The organism is Paenibacillus sp. sgz302114 (assembly GCF_056120345.1).
On record NZ_JBVYOI010000012.1, the window covers coordinates 40,291 to 56,976 of the forward strand.

14 protein-coding genes are annotated in these 16,686 nt (G+C 50.8%); 5 read left to right on the forward strand and 9 right to left on the reverse strand.

All coding sequences use genetic code 11. From position 1 onward, the window contains the following. Positions 1-22: 22 nt before the first annotated feature. Positions 23-922 (forward strand): cation diffusion facilitator family transporter, encoded by a 900-nt coding sequence (locus AC0LWF_RS22710; RefSeq protein ID WP_474653817.1) that lies wholly within the window; start codon positions 23-25, stop codon positions 920-922. Positions 923-1,036: 114 nt separating this feature from the next. Here AC0LWF_RS22710 and AC0LWF_RS22715 read toward each other — a convergent pair whose 3' ends face one another. The 3 genes from AC0LWF_RS22715 to AC0LWF_RS22725 all read right to left on the reverse strand — a co-directional run bounded on the left by AC0LWF_RS22715 (position 1,037) and on the right by AC0LWF_RS22725 (position 2,998). Beyond that, a complete protein-coding gene (locus AC0LWF_RS22715; RefSeq protein WP_474653818.1) occupies positions 1,037-1,864 on the reverse strand; it encodes an NAD-dependent epimerase/dehydratase family protein in 828 nt (275 codons plus the stop codon). Positions 1,865-1,891: 27 nt separating this feature from the next. Next, complete coding sequence (locus AC0LWF_RS22720) at positions 1,892-2,377, reverse strand: GNAT family N-acetyltransferase (protein ID WP_474653819.1); 486 nt, start codon at positions 2,375-2,377, stop codon at positions 1,892-1,894. 396 nt (positions 2,378-2,773) lie between these two features. Then, entirely contained in the window at positions 2,774-2,998 is a 225-nt protein-coding gene (locus AC0LWF_RS22725) for a hypothetical protein (RefSeq protein ID WP_474653820.1), read from the reverse strand. A 168-nt stretch (positions 2,999-3,166) separates the two neighbouring features. Between AC0LWF_RS22725 and AC0LWF_RS22730 the strand changes: the two genes are divergently transcribed. After that, positions 3,167-4,966 (forward strand): glycoside hydrolase family 36 protein, encoded by a 1,800-nt coding sequence (locus tag AC0LWF_RS22730; protein ID WP_474653821.1) that lies wholly within the window; start codon positions 3,167-3,169, stop codon positions 4,964-4,966. Positions 4,967-4,973: 7 nt separating this feature from the next. Here the strand turns inward: AC0LWF_RS22730 and AC0LWF_RS22735 are convergent, their stop codons facing one another. The 4 genes from AC0LWF_RS22735 to AC0LWF_RS22750 all read right to left on the reverse strand — a co-directional run bounded on the left by AC0LWF_RS22735 (position 4,974) and on the right by AC0LWF_RS22750 (position 10,911). Continuing rightward, complete coding sequence (locus AC0LWF_RS22735) at positions 4,974-7,241, reverse strand: helix-turn-helix domain-containing protein (RefSeq protein ID WP_474653822.1); 2,268 nt, start codon at positions 7,239-7,241, stop codon at positions 4,974-4,976. Positions 7,242-7,336: 95 nt separating this feature from the next. Next, positions 7,337-8,206: a carbohydrate ABC transporter permease gene (locus tag AC0LWF_RS22740; protein ID WP_474653823.1), complete on the reverse strand. Its 870-nt coding sequence runs from the start codon at positions 8,204-8,206 to the stop codon at positions 7,337-7,339. Positions 8,207-8,222: 16 nt separating this feature from the next. Further along, a complete protein-coding gene (locus AC0LWF_RS22745; RefSeq protein WP_474653824.1) occupies positions 8,223-9,197 on the reverse strand; it encodes an ABC transporter permease in 975 nt (324 codons plus the stop codon). Between the two features lie 91 nt (positions 9,198-9,288). Then, a complete protein-coding gene (locus tag AC0LWF_RS22750; RefSeq protein WP_474653825.1) occupies positions 9,289-10,911 on the reverse strand; it encodes a type 2 periplasmic-binding domain-containing protein in 1,623 nt (540 codons plus the stop codon). Between the two features lie 393 nt (positions 10,912-11,304). Here AC0LWF_RS22750 and AC0LWF_RS22755 point away from each other — a divergent pair, with 393 nt between their 5' ends. Beyond that, a complete protein-coding gene (locus AC0LWF_RS22755) occupies positions 11,305-11,631 on the forward strand; it encodes a YnfA family protein (protein ID WP_474653888.1) in 327 nt (108 codons plus the stop codon). Between the two features lie 93 nt (positions 11,632-11,724). On the opposite strand, the gene AC0LWF_RS22760 is transcribed toward AC0LWF_RS22755, so the two are convergent. Both AC0LWF_RS22760 and AC0LWF_RS22765 read right to left on the reverse strand, forming a co-directional pair. Further along, complete coding sequence (locus AC0LWF_RS22760; protein WP_474653826.1) at positions 11,725-12,177, reverse strand: DUF1761 domain-containing protein; 453 nt, start codon at positions 12,175-12,177, stop codon at positions 11,725-11,727. 213 nt (positions 12,178-12,390) lie between these two features. After that, positions 12,391-13,494, reverse strand: a complete 1,104-nt coding sequence (locus AC0LWF_RS22765; protein ID WP_474653827.1) for a glycoside hydrolase family 172 protein — start codon at positions 13,492-13,494, stop codon at positions 12,391-12,393. Positions 13,495-13,614: 120 nt separating this feature from the next. Here AC0LWF_RS22765 and AC0LWF_RS22770 point away from each other — a divergent pair, with 120 nt between their 5' ends. Then, positions 13,615-14,490, forward strand: a complete 876-nt coding sequence (locus AC0LWF_RS22770) for a helix-turn-helix domain-containing protein (RefSeq protein WP_474653828.1) — start codon at positions 13,615-13,617, stop codon at positions 14,488-14,490. 457 nt (positions 14,491-14,947) lie between these two features. Beyond that, positions 14,948-16,642, forward strand: a complete 1,695-nt coding sequence (locus AC0LWF_RS22775; protein WP_474653829.1) for a peptidase G2 autoproteolytic cleavage domain-containing protein — start codon at positions 14,948-14,950, stop codon at positions 16,640-16,642. Positions 16,643-16,686 lie beyond the last annotated feature (44 nt).

Consider the following 16,686-nt stretch of genomic DNA (forward strand, 5'->3'; position numbering starts at 1 on the left):
ATCATGGGTCGGGGGAGAAGTAGTGGATACAGGGTTACGGAACAAAACAGCCGAATATGGCGCATGGATCAGCATTGGTGTATATATCGTGCTCTCCTTGCTCAAGATTGGAGCAGGCTGGCTCGGAAATTCAGAGGCGCTGCTAGCTGACGGCCTGAACAATACATCGGATATTTTCGCATCGCTTGCGGTGCTAATTGGTCTTCGGATCTCAAATAAGCCTGCGGATGCCGACCACCAGTACGGTCACTCACGTGCCGAAACGATTGCCTCGATGGTCGCTTCCTTCGTCATGTTCGGCGCTGGCGTTGAAGTGCTTAGAAGCGCTATTGCGAAAATTATGGAGAAAGACATCGCTTCACCGGATATGTTTGCGGCTTGGGTAGCTGTATTCTCTGCTGTCGTGATGTATGTGGTCTATCGCGTTAATAGTCGGCTGGCTCAGCGGACACGGAGCCACGCCCTGAAAGCAGCTGCACTCGATAACCGCTCCGATGCCTTCGTAAGCTTGGGCACATTCATCGGCGTCATCGGCGCGGTCAACGGCCTTCCTTGGCTGGATGCAGCGACCGCTATAATCGTTGGCTTGCTGATCTGGAAGACGGCATGGGAGATCTTCCGCGAAGCGACGCATATGCTTACCGACGGCTTCGATGAGAATGAACTGGAGAAGTTCAAGGACACGGTTCTCGCGCTGGACGGCGTTGAAGGAGTAAAAGATATTAAGGGTCGCGTGCACGGCAATCAAATCTTCGTGGATGTTATCATTGAAGTGGATCACGAGATGAATGTGCTGGAGAGCCATGAAATTACGGAGCATGTGGAGAGCGAGCTGCTTGAGAAGCATCAGGTCATGCAGGTGCATGTGCATATTGAGCCGTTTATCCAGAGTATGCAGAGCGAAAGACTAAGTAAGGATTAAAAAAAAAGAGAAACTCGCCGTTTAGATAAAACGCTAGTTTCTCCACAATCTGAACGAGAGACTAAGCATCGCTGCTTAGTCTCTCGTTTTATAAATGAAGCTAATGACTATTCGCTAAATACTTTTCGCTTCAACAATAGCGTTGTCTCGCGTAAACTCTTCCAGAAACGTGCCGAAGTTATAGCTCGGCGCATAGCCAAGCTCCTGCTTCTCACGGGAAAGATCGGCAGGATGGATTGCATCCGGTAGATGGAATCCATACTTTTCGATAATCGCTTGCGCACCTGGATAGAGCTTCTCCCACGCTTCTACTCGGTTACCTTGCGCATAGGCAATGACATCGGCTTCAGTGAAATGATCCTCGCGAACAATATGGTAAGCGCCGAAGCGCTGCTCACACGTTGTCGCTTTCACAACCGCTTGAATGACATCGCGGCGATCGACTCCGCCATGCAGCAGCCGCTCCCCGTAATGCTTGATTGAGCGGAACGGCGTGAAGTCAGCAGGACGCAGCATGATCACTTCGATGCCGTGCTTGCGATGATAAAATTCGCATAGCTGCTCGCCAAGCTTCTTCGTATACGCATAGAAGTCGTCACCGAAGAAGGACATGCTGGACAGCCAGACAATGCGGCGCACGTTATTGCGCACAGCAGTTTGGAACATCTCGAACGTGCCGGTGACATTGAGGTCGTAGAACTCTTTTTCCGTAAAGGTGCCCATATGTATGCCATGATAAGCTGGCGTGTGAATGATGACATCCACGCCTTGCGCTGCCTCATCAAGCGCATGCGGCTCCCTCACATCTGCTGTAAAGAACGGCTGCGGCGCAGCTCCACTAGGCGAGGCGATATCCGACAGCCGAATGTCATCTTTCTGTGGCAGCGCTTCCAAAACACCTGTACCAACATTTCCGGTTGCCCCTGTAATGAGGATTTTCATACGAATCGCTCAGCCTCCCTCACATTATTAAACGAGATTCAACTTCATCGTCCATGACGTTCCTTCCGCCGCCTCGCAGCGCTCGAACCCGAGTCGTTGATACAATTGAACGGCACGCGTATTCGCCGGGTCTACGCTAAGCGAAAGCGCTCGATAACCATCTGCCCGCGTAAGTTCAATAATCGCTTGCATGAGCGCGTAGCCAATACCGCGTCCTCGATAACCCGGTGCAATCGCAATGCCAAGCTCCGGCGTCTCGGCGTCGACATAGCCATAGCCTTTATTAACCTCATTAAACAATCGTATCCAGACAGCTCCTACAAGCTTCCCATCCAATTCGGCAAGTAAAGCTGCATCTCCTGCTCTGCCCCAGCCTTCGTTGTACTTCCGAATTGCCGGCGCGTTCAGCAGTTCTTCCTTCGACGGCTTATTCTCTACAATATGAATGGATTCGTAATGCATCTCCATACAAAAATCAAACTCAGAGAGCTGCATCGGCCGTATGTGTAGCATCGACTATCACATCCTTCGTTATTGCTCGAGGCTATCTACATATTAGCAGAAGCTCATAACTTATCAAGTCGATATTGAGGTTACTTTGCTGCGAAGCATGGTGTTCTCGGCTGCGAGAGAGGCTTTTCCCTCTCTTAGCTTACACTCCCGCTCGGTTTTGGCTTTTTCCGCTCACGAGAGATCATATATGATCTCTCAGCCAGCGAAACACTTCTTTTTCGAGCTGAGAGAACGTATACGTTCCCTCGCGTGCCGCAGATGCACGAAACCTCTGAATCTCGGAGTTGAGAGATCATAAATGATCTCATTACCAGCGAAACCCTTCTTTCTCGAGCTGAGAGAACATATTTGTTCTCCCCCCTCAGCGAGACAGCCTCTCGCATACATTTAACCTCATTAACTAACAACCGGCTTCAACGGCTCTCCCGAAGTCATGCGCAGCTGCACAGTCGCAACTCCTGCAGCTTCATCATAAACCACCTTCGCCGACTCATCGTTCAAATAAACGATCGGCCGGTGTGCGGCTTCAAGCACGAGCCGGCACATGCCTGCCCCTTGCAGTTCGGCGCGAATAACGCCCTGCTCGAAGATGTAGCCCGTCATCGTAATGCCGTTTATCAAAGAGGCACCATCCGAACAAAGTGACTATTCCGCACATTTGCGGTCTAATCCGGCATAACGATCAACACCGAACATATTCGGACACCTTTATTTGCAATACGCGCTAGTGGCTGCTTAGCCTTTGCTTTATAGTGAAAGTAAGCCATCCTAAGGAGGGAATCTATTGTCATGCTAGTAGAAGCAGCCGGTTTATTTCAATATCGTTTGGAGAATAATGCCGAAGACGCAAGCCCCTTTCATGCCGAACTCACCGTAGAGCCGTCAAACGAGCCAGGCATCGAGCTAGTCCATATCCGAATCCATTCCGACAATGCAGCCGTCCCAGCACCGATTCGCCTCGAGTGGCGGATGCCGATTGTGGATGTTCAAGGGCAATGGCATCCGACTGCCATCTATAACAAAGGACTGCGCGCCGATTGGTCGCAGCCATTCGAGTCGAAGTCAACGTACTCAGCTCCGGTAATCAGTCTCTTTAGCGGGGATGGCGGCAATCGGCTTACTTTTGCATTCTCCGATGTACTTAATGTCATTAAATATGATGCTGGCGTAAATGAGGAATCTGCTTGCTTCCACTGCTACATCGCCATGTTCGACACCCCAACGACGCCAATCTCCCGCTATGAAGCAATACTAAGAATCGACACGCGCAGCCACATCCCCTACTACGAAGCGCTCCAGCAGGTAAGCGATTGGTGGAGCGCCTTCCCGGAGAACAAGCCTTCCCAGGTACCGCCTGCGGCTACTCAGCCGATGTATTCGACATGGTATAGCTTCCATCAGAAGCTCTCGCCAGAGGCGATCGAGGAGCAATGCGCAGCGGCGAGCAAGCTGGGCTGTGAAACGGTCATCGTCGATGACGGCTGGCAGACGGCGGATAATGCGCGCGGCTACGCTTATTGCGGGGATTGGCAAGTATGCACGGAAAAGATTCCGGATATGCGGGCACATGTCGAGAACGTTCATAAGCTCGGCATGAAATACATCCTTTGGTATTCGGTGCCGTTCGTCGGGAAGCATAGCGAAGCATGGGGCCGATACGAGAATAAGCTGCTCTATACGATCGACTACTTGGATGCCGGGGTCCTCGATCCGAGATATCCGGAGGTTCGCAGCTACTTAATGGAAGTTTACGAGAAAGCGCTGCTAGATTGGGATCTCGACGGGTTCAAGCTCGATTTCGTCGATGTATTCCACCAGCCGGAGAAAGAGAATCCCAGCAATGATGATGGCCGTGACGACATCTCGGTTGCGCAGGCTGTGGATTTGCTCCTCAGCGAGGTCATTGCAAGGTTAAGCGTAATCAAGCCGGACATCATGCTCGAATTCCGGCAGAACTATATTAGTCCGCTCATGCGCAAATACGGCAATCTGTTCCGGGCAGCGGATTGCCCGAATGATGCCGTTCAGAATAGGATGCGCACAATTGATATTCGTCTGCTTTGCGGCAGCACAGCCGCTCATGCCGACATGATTATGTGGCATGCCGATGAGCCGGTCGAGAGCGCGGCACTGCAAATCATCAACGTGCTGTTCGCCGTTCCGCAAATCTCCGTGCGCCTCACGGCTCTGCCGGAGCAGCACGCCGAGATGGTCGCTTTCTGGCTCGCGTTCTGGAAGGAGCACCGCAGCACGCTGCTAGACGGCAAGCTTGCGCCGCATCACCCGGAGCTGCTCTACCCGCTCGTAACGGCAACAGGCAGCAATACGTATATTGCTGCCGCTTATCAAGAGAACCTTATTATCCAGCTGTCAGAAAGCCAGCCTCTTCCATCGCAGACCATACTGATCAATGGCACACGCACAAGCAGGCTCGTCATCGAAATCCCGCAGCAGCAATGCACCACAGCAACGGTGACTATCAAGAACTGCCTCGGTCACATTGTCTCCGAGTACGCTCTGAGCAGCACGCCGGGCATTCAAGCGATTCCTGTACCGGCAGCCGGACTCGCAATCATCACAGCCAGCTAATGTCATTTTACTCCGTAATGCTTTTCAGCCCTTCCCGCTTCCGGAAGTCGCTCGGCGTGAAGCCGGTATAATCTTTGAAGATCCGATAGAACGCTCTCGGGGTGGTATAACCAAGCCGCTCCGAGATATTCCCGACTTTATCGTCACTGTGAACGAGCAAGCTCTTCGCCTTATTAATCTTGGCGAGCACAATTTGCTCTCCTAAGCTGAGCCCTGTCACCGTCTTGCAGATTCGGCTGAGGTAAGCAGGATGCATATACACCTTCTCCGCAATCGACTCCAGCGTAATATTTTCCTCAATATGCTCCTCAATATAGTGCAGCAGCTGCTCAATCATCTCCGTATGGATATGCGTCTTCTTTTCTCCCAGCATCTCATAGAGCCGCTTCGCCATCGTCGTCATCTGCAGCTTCAACTCTTCCATTGTAGACAGTGTTGCCGCACTCTCGTTAATATAGAAATGCTTGCCGAACACGTCCGACAGCTGCAGCGAAAACTCCACGCACAGGTCTGAGAGACTCGCTACGTATTGCAAGAAAATATATTGCACATCCGACTTTGTAATGCCGATGTACGATACTTTATGGATCATCTCGGTCAATGTAGCCTCGATTCGGTCCCACTCATTCATGCGGAAGTGTATCTTAATCTGCTCCTTGACCTCGTTCCATTGAATCGAATTCGAATCGAACAGGAGATGATTATCCATCTGCGCGACGCTCGGATAGTGGATGATACTGCTTTTGCCAAAATAGACATTATACGAAATCGCCCGAATCGCCTGATCGTAGCAGGATTTGATCGCGTGGATATCGCTTGCCGGCTCGCTGATGCCGATGCTGACCGACAGATGCAAGTAGCCGACGATCTGGTTCTTCAGCTGCTTGCACAGCTCAATATGCTGCTCGTGATCGGTGCGCTCCGAGCTGTAATTGAAGACGACAGCCAGCCGGTAAGGCTCAAGATGTCCGGCCACCGCTGATCCCTGCTCCCCAAGCACTTCCTCCGTAATATTCTCCACTGCAAAATATAACAGCTGCTGCTCAAGCTGCGTATACTTCGCCTTGAACGCAGTCACATCTTCGATCTCGACCGTCATCACAAGGAAGCGGTCATGCGGGAATTGCAGACGAAGCTTGCTCGGAACTTCGAGCGACTGATAGCCTGCTATATCTCCAGTTAGCAGCAACGCCAGCTGACGCTGCTTGAACACATTTTGGTTGCTGCGAATCATATTGAGGTAGGTCTTATTCTCCTGGTTCATGCGTGTGAACGCCTGCTCCAAGTAATTGATTTCGTTCATATTCGGCGCCGTCGCCAGCGAATCGCCATTCATGCCGCGGATATAGCCAAGCAAGTTCCTGAGAGGCGTATAAATATTTTTCGAGCTCAGCCATGCTGCAAGCGCACCAAGCACGACTAGCCCTAAGCTGATGAACAGAATACTGTTCAATACGCGATCACTGCTCTTCGTCAGAGCATGCTTCGGTATGACGTAATCATATTGCAGGCTGGAAGATGCTGATCGCTGCGAAATAACGACATAATCGCTTCTCGTGCTTGGATCTTGGCTCGCCTGGAACATGCTCAAGTTCTGATCGGACAGCATCAGCCCTTTGGAATTGCGAACGAATAAGCTGCCGTAATCGCCTTCCTGCTCCGGATGCGTAATGCTGCTCGCATCGACGTCAACGGCAATGAACCCTTTAACGTCCGCGGCAGGACCGTATTTGAAAATATATGTCAGCACCTTCTGATTGTCGCCGGTCGGACGCAGTACGAGCTCGTTGGACAGCGACTTATCATCCTTCTCCGTCACCATCTGCATCAGGTTCTTATCGACTTGACTTCGATATTCATCCATCCCGTAGATCGAGATTCCGCCTACCGAGGTAATGACCTTCTTGGAAGCGAGATCAATAATGGCGAAGTTCTTAATATGCTTCTGATAAGCCTGCCGCTTCCGATCGAGCGCGATGCGAACGTCAAGAAAAGCTGCAGAGTATGGCGTCTTTTCCATCACATCGCTGTAGTAGCTGAAATTGATCATAATTTCATATATGAAAGAGCGCATCTGCTCGAAAGTAATATCGTTGCTATTCGCAATTTGTGTCAGCAGCTGCTCGCTGTAATTCTCGCTCTGATGTTTCGCATTCGTAATCGAAATTTGATAAGAGAACACACTGGAAATAAGAGAAGGGATAATCGCGATGCTCAGTAGAATAAGAAGCAGCTTGGCGTATATATTTTGGAACCAACGGGACTTAAGCTTCATGATCAGACCCCTTCCATATCTATACTTTGTCCGTATAAACAGCTATAGGAAGACCGACTGAAGCGTCGATCTCCCCACCGCTTTGAACCAAGAAACTAACCTTTTAACGATCCGAGCGTAACCCCTTTGACAAAATATTTTTGAATAAACGGATAAATAAGCAGCGTCGGCAGAATGCCCACCAGAATAACGGTTGAACGGACTTGGCTTGGCAGCACCTGCTGGTTCGTCGCTTTCACAAATCCGGATAAGCCGTCTATTTCGCTATTCACCACGTACTTCTTCAGGATAAGCGGCAGCGTGTACTTATCCGTATCATTTAAATATAGGTAGGGCGTGAACCAATCATTCCAGAACATGACCGCGAGGAAGAGCGCCACCGTTGCAAGGACAGGCTTCGAGAGAGGCAGCACGATGCGTGTGAATATGGCAAAGTCCGATGCTCCGTCGATGACTGCAGCCTCTCTGACCTCGCTTGGAATCTGCTTGAAGAAATTGATGAGCAGAATAATATTGAAGGCGGCGACAAGTCCTGGAACCCAAAGGGGAATCCATGTATTCATGAGGTGGAGATCCTTCGTCAGCAAGTAGCTTGGAATGATCCCGCCTGAGAAGAACATCGTGAAGACGATGAACATCGTGAAGAAACGGCGGAACGGATAATGCGGCAGCGATAAAACATAAGAAGCGCAGGAGGTGAGGAATAAGCATCCGACGACCCCGATTGCCGTTACGGCTGCGATATTCAAGTAACTGCGCCAGAATAGCGTATCTTTAAGCAATCCCTTATACGTATCAAGTTGGAAGCCTCGCGGCCAAAGCATGAATCCGCCTTTACTCGCCTCGATCGGATCACTGAAGGATAAGGAGAATGTATGCAGGAACGGGTAAATCATGGTTAAGCAGAGCAGAGTCATAAACAGATAGTTCAAATAATCCAAGACATTCATCTTCTTGTTCAGCATCGCCTCATCCCTCCTCCTACCAAAGCGAGTTCTCCGAATCGCTCGTCTTCCGAATAATATAGTTGCTGAGAATGATAAGGATGAAGCCGACTACGCCTTTAAACAGCCCCATCGCGGTTGTGATGCTGTACTGCATCTGCGTAACGCCCATACGAACGACGAAGGTGTCGATAACATCCGCCACTTTGTACACTTGCGCGTTGTACATGTTATAAATTTGATCGAAGTTCGATGACATCAGTCCCCCAACCTGCAAAATAAACGTAATGCCGATAACCGGAGCAATGGACGGGATTGTTATCGAAACGATGCGCTGCATGCGGGATGCGCCATCAATGTGCGCGGCTTCATATAGCTGCGGATTCACACCGGCGATTGCAGCGAGATAGATAATGGAGCTCCACCCCATTCCTTTCCAGATCGCCGAGCCGATTAGCAGTTGGATAAACGATGCATTGTTGGTGAGGAAGTTCTTAGGATCGAGACCGAAGTAATCGACCAATACATTATTAATAAGGCCGTCGACCGAGAACAGCAGCAGGATGAAACCGGCCATAATGGTCCAAGGGATAAAATACGGCAAGTACGTCAATGTCTGCACCGTTCTTTTAAAAGCAGAATGTTTGATTTCATTGAGCAGCAGAGCGAATAGGATCGCTGCCGGGAAGCCGAAGCCAAGATTAAGCAAACTAATGAACACGGTATTGCGAATGAGCTGAATCATATCGGGATAGGTGAAGATCATATGGAAATGCTTCCAGCCAACCCACGGACTGCCCCATAATCCTTTGCCGATGTTATAGTCCTTGAATGCGATTAGGAGCCACAGGAGCGGAAAATAACTGAAAATGAGAAATGCGGCAACGACGGGAAGCAGCATTAAGCTCAGCTGCCAATGCTTCACTAGGCTTCGAAGCGAATGCAAGAATGTCGGTTTGGAGCGAATGGCCTTCGCTTTGGTTGCTGCCTTGTACTCTTTTGCAATTTCCATGTCCTGCTCCTTTCCTTGAACACGTTAGTCGCGCGAAGGGAAGACAGGAAGACTTCGCCTTGAAGCGCCGGGAAGTCTTCCTGCTTGCTTCTTATTTCTTGAAGCTTGCTGTGTACAGATCGTTCGCTTCTTTCGTCAGCTGCTTGCCGCCGTTTGAGTCGAACCACTTCAGGAAGTCGTCGTAAGCGGTGATTGGCGCTTCGCCAATTACGATCTTAATGAACGTTTCATTCCATTTGTCTTGAATCCGTTGATCCGTGCTTGCCGTCGATGGCAGCGGCAGCATGAACAGAACGTCCGGCTTGCCGGCATAGTAGGTTTGCCAAGCGTCAACCATTTGCGGATTCGTAAACTTCTTCACGAGATCGATCGATCCGAATGGTCCGAACAGACCGCCGTTAGGACCGCCAGTTCCGAGCGCGTTGGATTCAGGCGATTTATCGTTGTCATAGGGAGGAATAACAACAGGAATGCCGTTATCAAGCTTGTAGGATTTGCCTTCTTCACCATAGTGCGTTGTCAAGAAGAGGCTGTCATCTGTTGCGACTGCGTTCATAATTTCAAGAATTTTATTTACTTTCTCAGGCTGATCCTTCAGCTTCGCAGAGAATGCAATGAAGTTTTGACGCTTGCCCCACGACCAAACACCTTGCTGGCCGTTATCGCCTGTCGGTGCTTTTGTGAAGTCATACTGTACATCCGGATTTACCTTCTGGAGCGAGTCCGGGTTCGGACTTGTAATACCGTCAATCCCTTTAGTCGTCAACGCATAAGCGCCTTGTGCATATTTTGCATCCATTTGGTCACCCTTGTCTGTTACGAAGGCAGGGTCGATGTAGCCGGCTTTGTACCATTCATTGAGCTTAATCAGCGCATCTCTCGTACCAGGCAGCGTCTCGGCACGTGCAATATTACCGTTTGCATCTAGCTGCCATGTGCCAGGCATCGAGCCGTAAGCGCCGAACAACCAGGTGTAGGCATTCCATGGATATTGAATATCAGCGCCGCTGAACATGTAGAGCTTCTTGGACGTTGCTTTTGTAGCCTTGAGAATATCCTTCTCCTTGGACTTGATCGACTTGAATGCGCTGTCATAATCAGCAATAGATTGAGGAACTGTTGTGATTCCTGCATCTGCAAGCACATCCTTGCGCCAAGCCATGCCTGTATCCCAAGGAACAACAGCGAGGTATTGCGGAATTGCGTAGTTTGTGCCGTTCACGTTCGTCAAGCCCCAGAGACCTGGATCAACCTTATCGATCGAGCTCGTTACGTCAGGCATCTCTTTGGAGAGCAGATCCTTCGGAAGCTCAAGCAAAACGCCAGAGCTGCCCAGCGCTGCGACATCCTTCGGATCGGCAATACGCATGACGTCCGGAAGATCGCCGGAGGCTGCGAGCAGGTTGAGTTTGTCCATCTTCGCAGAAACGAAGTTAATTTTGACATTGAATTTCTCTTCAATAATCTTCTGTACGTAGCTATCCGGAAGAAGCGAATCTAATTGGAAGTTACCATGCCAGTTGATTTCCATTGGAGGCTCAGTCGTCGTTGCGGAGGAGTTGTCAGTCGTTGCAGTATCATTCGTGGATGTCGAATCATTCGTTGTTGCGGTCGTGTTGTCATTCGTTGTTTTGTTACTTGAGGCGGCGTTATTAGTACTCGTATTATTGTTCGAACTCGAGCAGCCAACAAGAGCGAGTATCAGAATAGCCATGACTATTGTTGATCCTTTCTTGATCACTCTCGATCTCTTCACATGATTGGAATTACGCAACATGTGAACCCCCCTTAAGCAATGTTCAGGTGACCCTGACATCTGCAATGTAGCATGCGTCCCTTAAGATTCGATATAGACTTTTCATGCAGGTTCGTGCGTAAAAGCTGAATTGGACCGTATTTATTGTTAAAAGAGACATTTGTGCGGCAATGAGCACCTGCTTCGGGCAGTGGATGCGGACTGGAAAAGGTTGGATGGATCGTGTGTGTGACGAGGATGTGGTTTCTTATTATTTCGATTATAGGTGCGCTCGGTCCTGCTTCATTTACTTCGTTTGTCCGTACAGGCTATACTACGTGCAGAGGAATTCAATGGAAAGGATTGAATCGCATGCTGCTCGCAATTGCTTTATTTCTCCTAGCGGGACTGGCCGAAATCGGCGGCGGATACTTGGTCTGGCAATGGCTGCGGGAATCTCGTTCGTGGTCCTTCGGCTTGGCGGGGAGTATTATTCTTGTTTTGTACGGCATCATTCCGACGCGGCAGAGCTTCCCTTCGTTTGGGCGGGTCTATGCAGCCTACGGCGGCGTATTCATTATACTTGCCGTGCTGTGGGGCTGGCTCGTCGATCGAAAATCGCCTGACTTCTATGATTGGCTTGGTTCGGGGATTTGTATCATTGGCGTGTCCGTCATGTTGTGGGCGCCTAGAGGATGAGCATGAGGATGATTATGGGGATGGGAAAACCCGGCAGCTTGTGGGCTTACCGGGTTTGTTACGTGAATGTACGGCTTTTTCACACGTTAGGTGCTACGACCAGTTCCAGAAGATAAGCAATAGCATCGTGAACCGAACCACTTCATACGATGTATCGACTGCAACGACCGTCCAACTCTTGAACTGCCACACTTTCTTGCCAACAGTGAAAGGCAGCGTGAAGCCTGCTGCCAATAGCATTGTAAACCAGAACGCGTGCGCGAAGCTGTCGCCATCATAGCTGAAAGCTTGTCCGCCTGAACGGAATAGCTCCAAACATACCGCATAAGCGATCGACGTGACGAACGAGACTAGAATGTACAGTACGAAGGATTGAATCATGCCCGCCTTGGAGGGCTTCGGCGTCGAAGTGCGATCAGCTGTGTTGCCATACATGTCGCGCTGGTACGGTTTCTTCCAAATGACCGCCATCCATAGAAATCCCAACACTAATGATAGAATGCCTGTAACTACAACTGCTCCGTAATTAATGGAATCGAGCAACATTTAAATATCCCCTTTTCGGCTGAAAATAGTGAATTCCAATACGAAACCTTTTGGTTTCGCTTTGTATTATATAAAACCATTTGGTTTGCTGTCAAGCAAGTGAAAACGGCTGTATTCGTCCTTTAGTCAAAAGCTTACGTTTCGCGGAAATAAAAAAAACGCCCATCCCCTCGAGCTAGCTCAAGGTTCTGGACGCTTGTGTTTAAAGGTAAGTTATCGAGGCCATCTCTTGCTTGTTGGCAAGAGCTGAGGGAATGGCGTGTGCGGCTCCATCTGGTACCAATACGCCACGGACGAAATATCGTCGGCACGCTCGAACAGCTTCGTATGGTCATGTCCAATCTGTTGGATCGTAACGCGAAGATCCTTCTCGAATCGGATCGGATCAAGCATATGCCAGCGGTACATGCCGTGCATCGGCACATTGTGGCCGTACCAAGCATCGATCTCCGTCGTCTCTTTATAGAACTTGTATCCGAGGTACGGAGTCGAGTATGATTCCGGCTCATTCGTCTTCGAATTGTTGAAGCACCATGCACCGCCAACGTAATCTTCAGTACCTGTTCCACAGATGGTCGGCCATTCTTCATCGCCATCCATAAAGAACTTGATCTCGCCTTCGCCCCACCAATTGCGCTCCAGCGCAGCCCATGCGAGATAGGTTCCGATATATTGCCCTGCACCTTTCACTTCATCCAGAATCGTGAAGTCTTGAGCGATATCGGTCACATGCTCGCGGCGCCATTGTGCATGGAAGTAAGCCGCATTGTCCGGCAGCTCGTCCACTAGGGAGTAATTGAATGTATAGAAGAATCCATCAATATCGACGGCGTGCTGGTTCTCAATCGTAATCTTCGCCGATTTGCGGAACGGCATCGGGATATAGCAGTTCATGCCGCCTGTCGGCACGACTGAAATCGGCAGCGAGTTCACATTCGTGCGCACGCCAAAGCCGTTGCAGAAGAAGTCGCCAAGCGGTACTTCAACGGACGGCGTTGCCTCATCGTCCCAGAACATACGCAGCACAAGATCACGAAGCACAAATTGCTGTGCGTGGCCTTTGCCTGTTTTATCGGTAACGGTAATCCAGAAGTGCTGGATAATACCTGGACCTTGAATATCGACTAGTGTCGCGATTTCGCCCTGCTTGAGAGTGATACAAGGTCTGCCTTTGCGAGCAATACCAAGATTGCTTGCTTCTTTGCCGCCTTGACCTTTCTCGCCTTTCGGATTCTCAGCCGAAATCGAGCGGGTCCGTGCGTTTGTGACGAGTGGAGCGGAAGCGAGTCCTAGTCCGAGACCGTTATTTTGCAGCATGCCCATTCACCTCATGTATCATATATTGTGTTAAGATGAACTCATTATATAATGTCTTGTTTGGATTTCCGATAGCAGTTATTGTTTAGTTATTTATCAAATATTGTTGAGGTGTTGCGGATGACGCTGCGGATTGATAAGCTCTCCCCTTATATTCGGGTGGCCATTGATAGTGTGCTGGACGAGACTTGGACGGTAGATGAACGGATCATTTGGGATTATGAGCTGCTCTATTTGATGGAAGGACAGCTGCTTGTGACGGTGGAGGATCAGGTGTATCACGGAACTGCAGGGGATTTCTTCTTCTTCAAGCCAGGACAGCGGCATTCGATACGAAATGTCGGCGGAACTCGCGTACGCCAGCCGCATGTGCATTTCGATCTGTACACGGATGCGCTGAGCGCCGAGATTGGCGTGTCGTTCAAGCCGCTTGAAGCGATGACGACGAAGGAGCGAAGCTGGCTGAGAGTGAATGAGCTGGATGCGCCTCCTCACTTTATACCGAATTTCTTTCGACCGAGCGATGCGCTGCCGATTGCCCAGTCGTTGTTCGAGCTCATTCGGGAATTCGAGACGAAGCCTCCGTTCTATGAGCTGCGGATGAAGGGAACGTTGTTGAGCATCTTGGCACAAATGATGCGCGAGCAATATTGGGGCAGCATGACCTCAAGCGACGGACATATGGAGCTGCTGGCTGAGGTGCGCAGCTACATCGACCAGAACGCACATCGTATCGTAAAGCTGGACGAGCTGTCCGAACGCTTCCATCTGAGTAAATTCTATCTCATTAATCTGTTCAAAACGATGTTTCAGATGACCCCAATCCAATACCATCAGCACATCCGAATCGAGAAAGCGAAAAACATGATCCAGTACACGCATCTTTCGATGCAAGACATCGCCGACCAGCTCGGTTATGCGAACATTCACGCGTTCAGCCGCGCCTTCAAATCCAGCGCGGGGCGCTGCCCGTCGGATTTCCGGCGGGGGCGGTAGTTTGTTGGATTGGCAATAGCAATAGTCGGGGATTTCGATATGCGCGATGAATTTGCAGCTTAGCTAGGGTTGAGAGATCCTATTTGATCTCTCGATAGTATTCGCGATATATTTTGGAGCCGAAAGCTCGTATAGGGCCTTTCAACAGCATTTTCGCCAAATATTGGCCAATGATGACCCCGAGAGATCGTATTCGATCTCTCGGCTGCTTTTTACATCAATATCGTTTCCCCAGCTGAGAGACCCTATATGATTTCTTAGCATTACTCTCCAGTTCAATTTAATCAACTACCATCCTTCCACTCTCCTCGCTCTCTCGAAATCGCAAGCACTGCCATCTCCATAAAACCCGCTGCGAACTACTCCATTTATGAACGCATCCATCCAATCAAACACGTAATATCTGTAATACTATGTAATGCATTAGTTCGTTTTCATAGATCAAGGGGGTTTTCATATGGCGGATTGTAACGCCCAGGCAACCGGCGAATGCTCGGAAGCCGAGGGCAAGGATACTACCGCAAGCGGCATAGCCTCTCATGCGGAGGGATATCAAACGACGGCGAGCGGATATTCCGCGCATGCCGAAGGCTACGCTACGCAAGCGCTTGGTCCCGCATCGCATGCAGAGGGCGGCGCTTCGACGGCGCTTGGGCTTTATGCCCATGCGGAAGGACGCGACACCAATGCGGCGGGCGAAGCTGCCCACGCCGAAGGTTATCTCACGGCAGCGGTCGGTGCCGATTCCCATGCCGAAGGATTCGGAACGCAGGCGCTCTTCCCGCAATCGCACGCCGAAGGACGCGGCAGCATCGCAGCGGACGAAGTCGCCCACGCCGAGGGCTACGTCACGGCAGCGTCGGGGTTCGCCGCACATGCCGAAGGATACGCCGCGCAAGCACACGGCCCAGCTTCGCACGCCGAAGGCGGTGCCACGCTGGCTAATGCCCTCTATGCGCACGCAGAAGGCGAACTCACTAAGGCACTTGACATGCGAACTCACGCCGAAGGGCAGCAGACGACAGCCAGTGCCCCTAATGCACATGCAGAGGGTAGCCAAACTGTGGCGAGCGGCCAGAATTCGCATGCAGAAGGCGACAAAACAACAGCGAGCGTATGGGGTTCGCATGCAGAAGGCGGCAACACGATCGCAAGCAATTACGCTGCCCATGCGGAAGGCGACACCACTATCGCAAGCGGATGGGCCTCCCATGCGGAAGGCACAGATACCATCGCGAGCGGCAATGCTGCCCATGCGGAAGGTTCGAGATCACAGGCAACCGGCGCTTTTACCCATGCCGAAGGCTATTTCACCAAAGCGAGCGGCTCATACGCACACGCCGAAGGTTCTACGACAACAGCCAGCGGGAACTACGCTCACTCGCAAGGCCTTGAAACCACAGCAGATGGCTACTTTTCGCACGCGGAAGGGCATATCACTTCAACGAACATGCTGGACGGGGTACACATTATGGGTAGGTGCGGCAACGCGAATATGTTGCCCTACTCCTGGTACCTAGCCAACGGCATTACTCCCGATTTGCCTGGCCTTGCGGCCGCAATATTAACCACCGGAGACGTCAAGATCGACGGCGCAGTTAGCAGCCCCGCTGCCGACTATGCGGAAATGTTCGAGACGCTTGATGGCAAGCCTATCGAGCCTGGATACTTCATCGCTTTAGCAGGCAGCAAAGTTCGAATTGCAACGGCAGCCGATCCTTTTATCGTCGGCATCTCCAGCGCCAAGCCCGCGTTCCTATCCGGTAATGCCGAACTGAGCTGGCCGAAGAAATACCTCACCGACGAATGGGGACGGACGCTCTACCACGATGTTACCGTTCCTGCCCAACACGGCCAGGACGGAGATGTACTTGTACCCGAGCATATCGAGTGCCAACCGCAGCTGAACCCAGATTGGGATCCGGGCAAGAAATACATGCCTAGATTTGGCCGCCTGGAATGGGTCGCAGTCGGCATGATTGGCAAGCTGCTCGTTCGTGATGATGGTTCTTGCCAGCCCGGCGCCCTGTGCAAGCCGGGCGACAACGGTTATGCCACTGCGGCAACAGCACCGGGCAGCGGTTACTATGTCTTAGAACGGAACGCACCGAACCGGGTGCTCGTCCTGTTTGGATCCCGCTTCTACTTGTGAAAATATCTAAACAGCTTCGATATTCATAGATTCAAGGAGGAATG

Excerpts from the sequence above, each read along its gene's own strand:
- AC0LWF_RS22760 (WP_474653826.1), bottom strand. The coding sequence starts at position 12,177 with ATGTTGCTCGATTCCATTAATTACGGAGCAGTTGTAGTTACAGGCATT.
- AC0LWF_RS22740 (WP_474653823.1), bottom strand. The coding sequence starts at position 8,206 with ATGCTGAACAAGAAGATGAATGTCTTGGATTATTTGAACTATCTGTTT.
- AC0LWF_RS22720 (WP_474653819.1), bottom strand. The coding sequence starts at position 2,377 with ATGCTACACATACGGCCGATGCAGCTCTCTGAGTTTGATTTTTGTATG.
- AC0LWF_RS22765 (WP_474653827.1), bottom strand. The coding sequence starts at position 13,494 with ATGCTGCAAAATAACGGTCTCGGACTAGGACTCGCTTCCGCTCCACTC.
- AC0LWF_RS22775 (WP_474653829.1), top strand. The coding sequence starts at position 14,948 with ATGGCGGATTGTAACGCCCAGGCAACCGGCGAATGCTCGGAAGCCGAG.
- AC0LWF_RS22755 (WP_474653888.1), top strand. The coding sequence starts at position 11,305 with ATGCTGCTCGCAATTGCTTTATTTCTCCTAGCGGGACTGGCCGAAATC.
- AC0LWF_RS22745 (WP_474653824.1), bottom strand. The coding sequence starts at position 9,197 with ATGGAAATTGCAAAAGAGTACAAGGCAGCAACCAAAGCGAAGGCCATT.
- AC0LWF_RS22730 (WP_474653821.1), top strand. The coding sequence starts at position 3,167 with ATGCTAGTAGAAGCAGCCGGTTTATTTCAATATCGTTTGGAGAATAAT.
- AC0LWF_RS22750 (WP_474653825.1), bottom strand. The coding sequence starts at position 10,911 with ATGGCTATTCTGATACTCGCTCTTGTTGGCTGCTCGAGTTCGAACAAT.
- AC0LWF_RS22735 (WP_474653822.1), bottom strand. The coding sequence starts at position 7,241 with ATGAAGCTTAAGTCCCGTTGGTTCCAAAATATATACGCCAAGCTGCTT.
- AC0LWF_RS22770 (WP_474653828.1), top strand. The coding sequence starts at position 13,615 with ATGACGCTGCGGATTGATAAGCTCTCCCCTTATATTCGGGTGGCCATT.
- AC0LWF_RS22715 (WP_474653818.1), bottom strand. The coding sequence starts at position 1,864 with ATGAAAATCCTCATTACAGGGGCAACCGGAAATGTTGGTACAGGTGTT.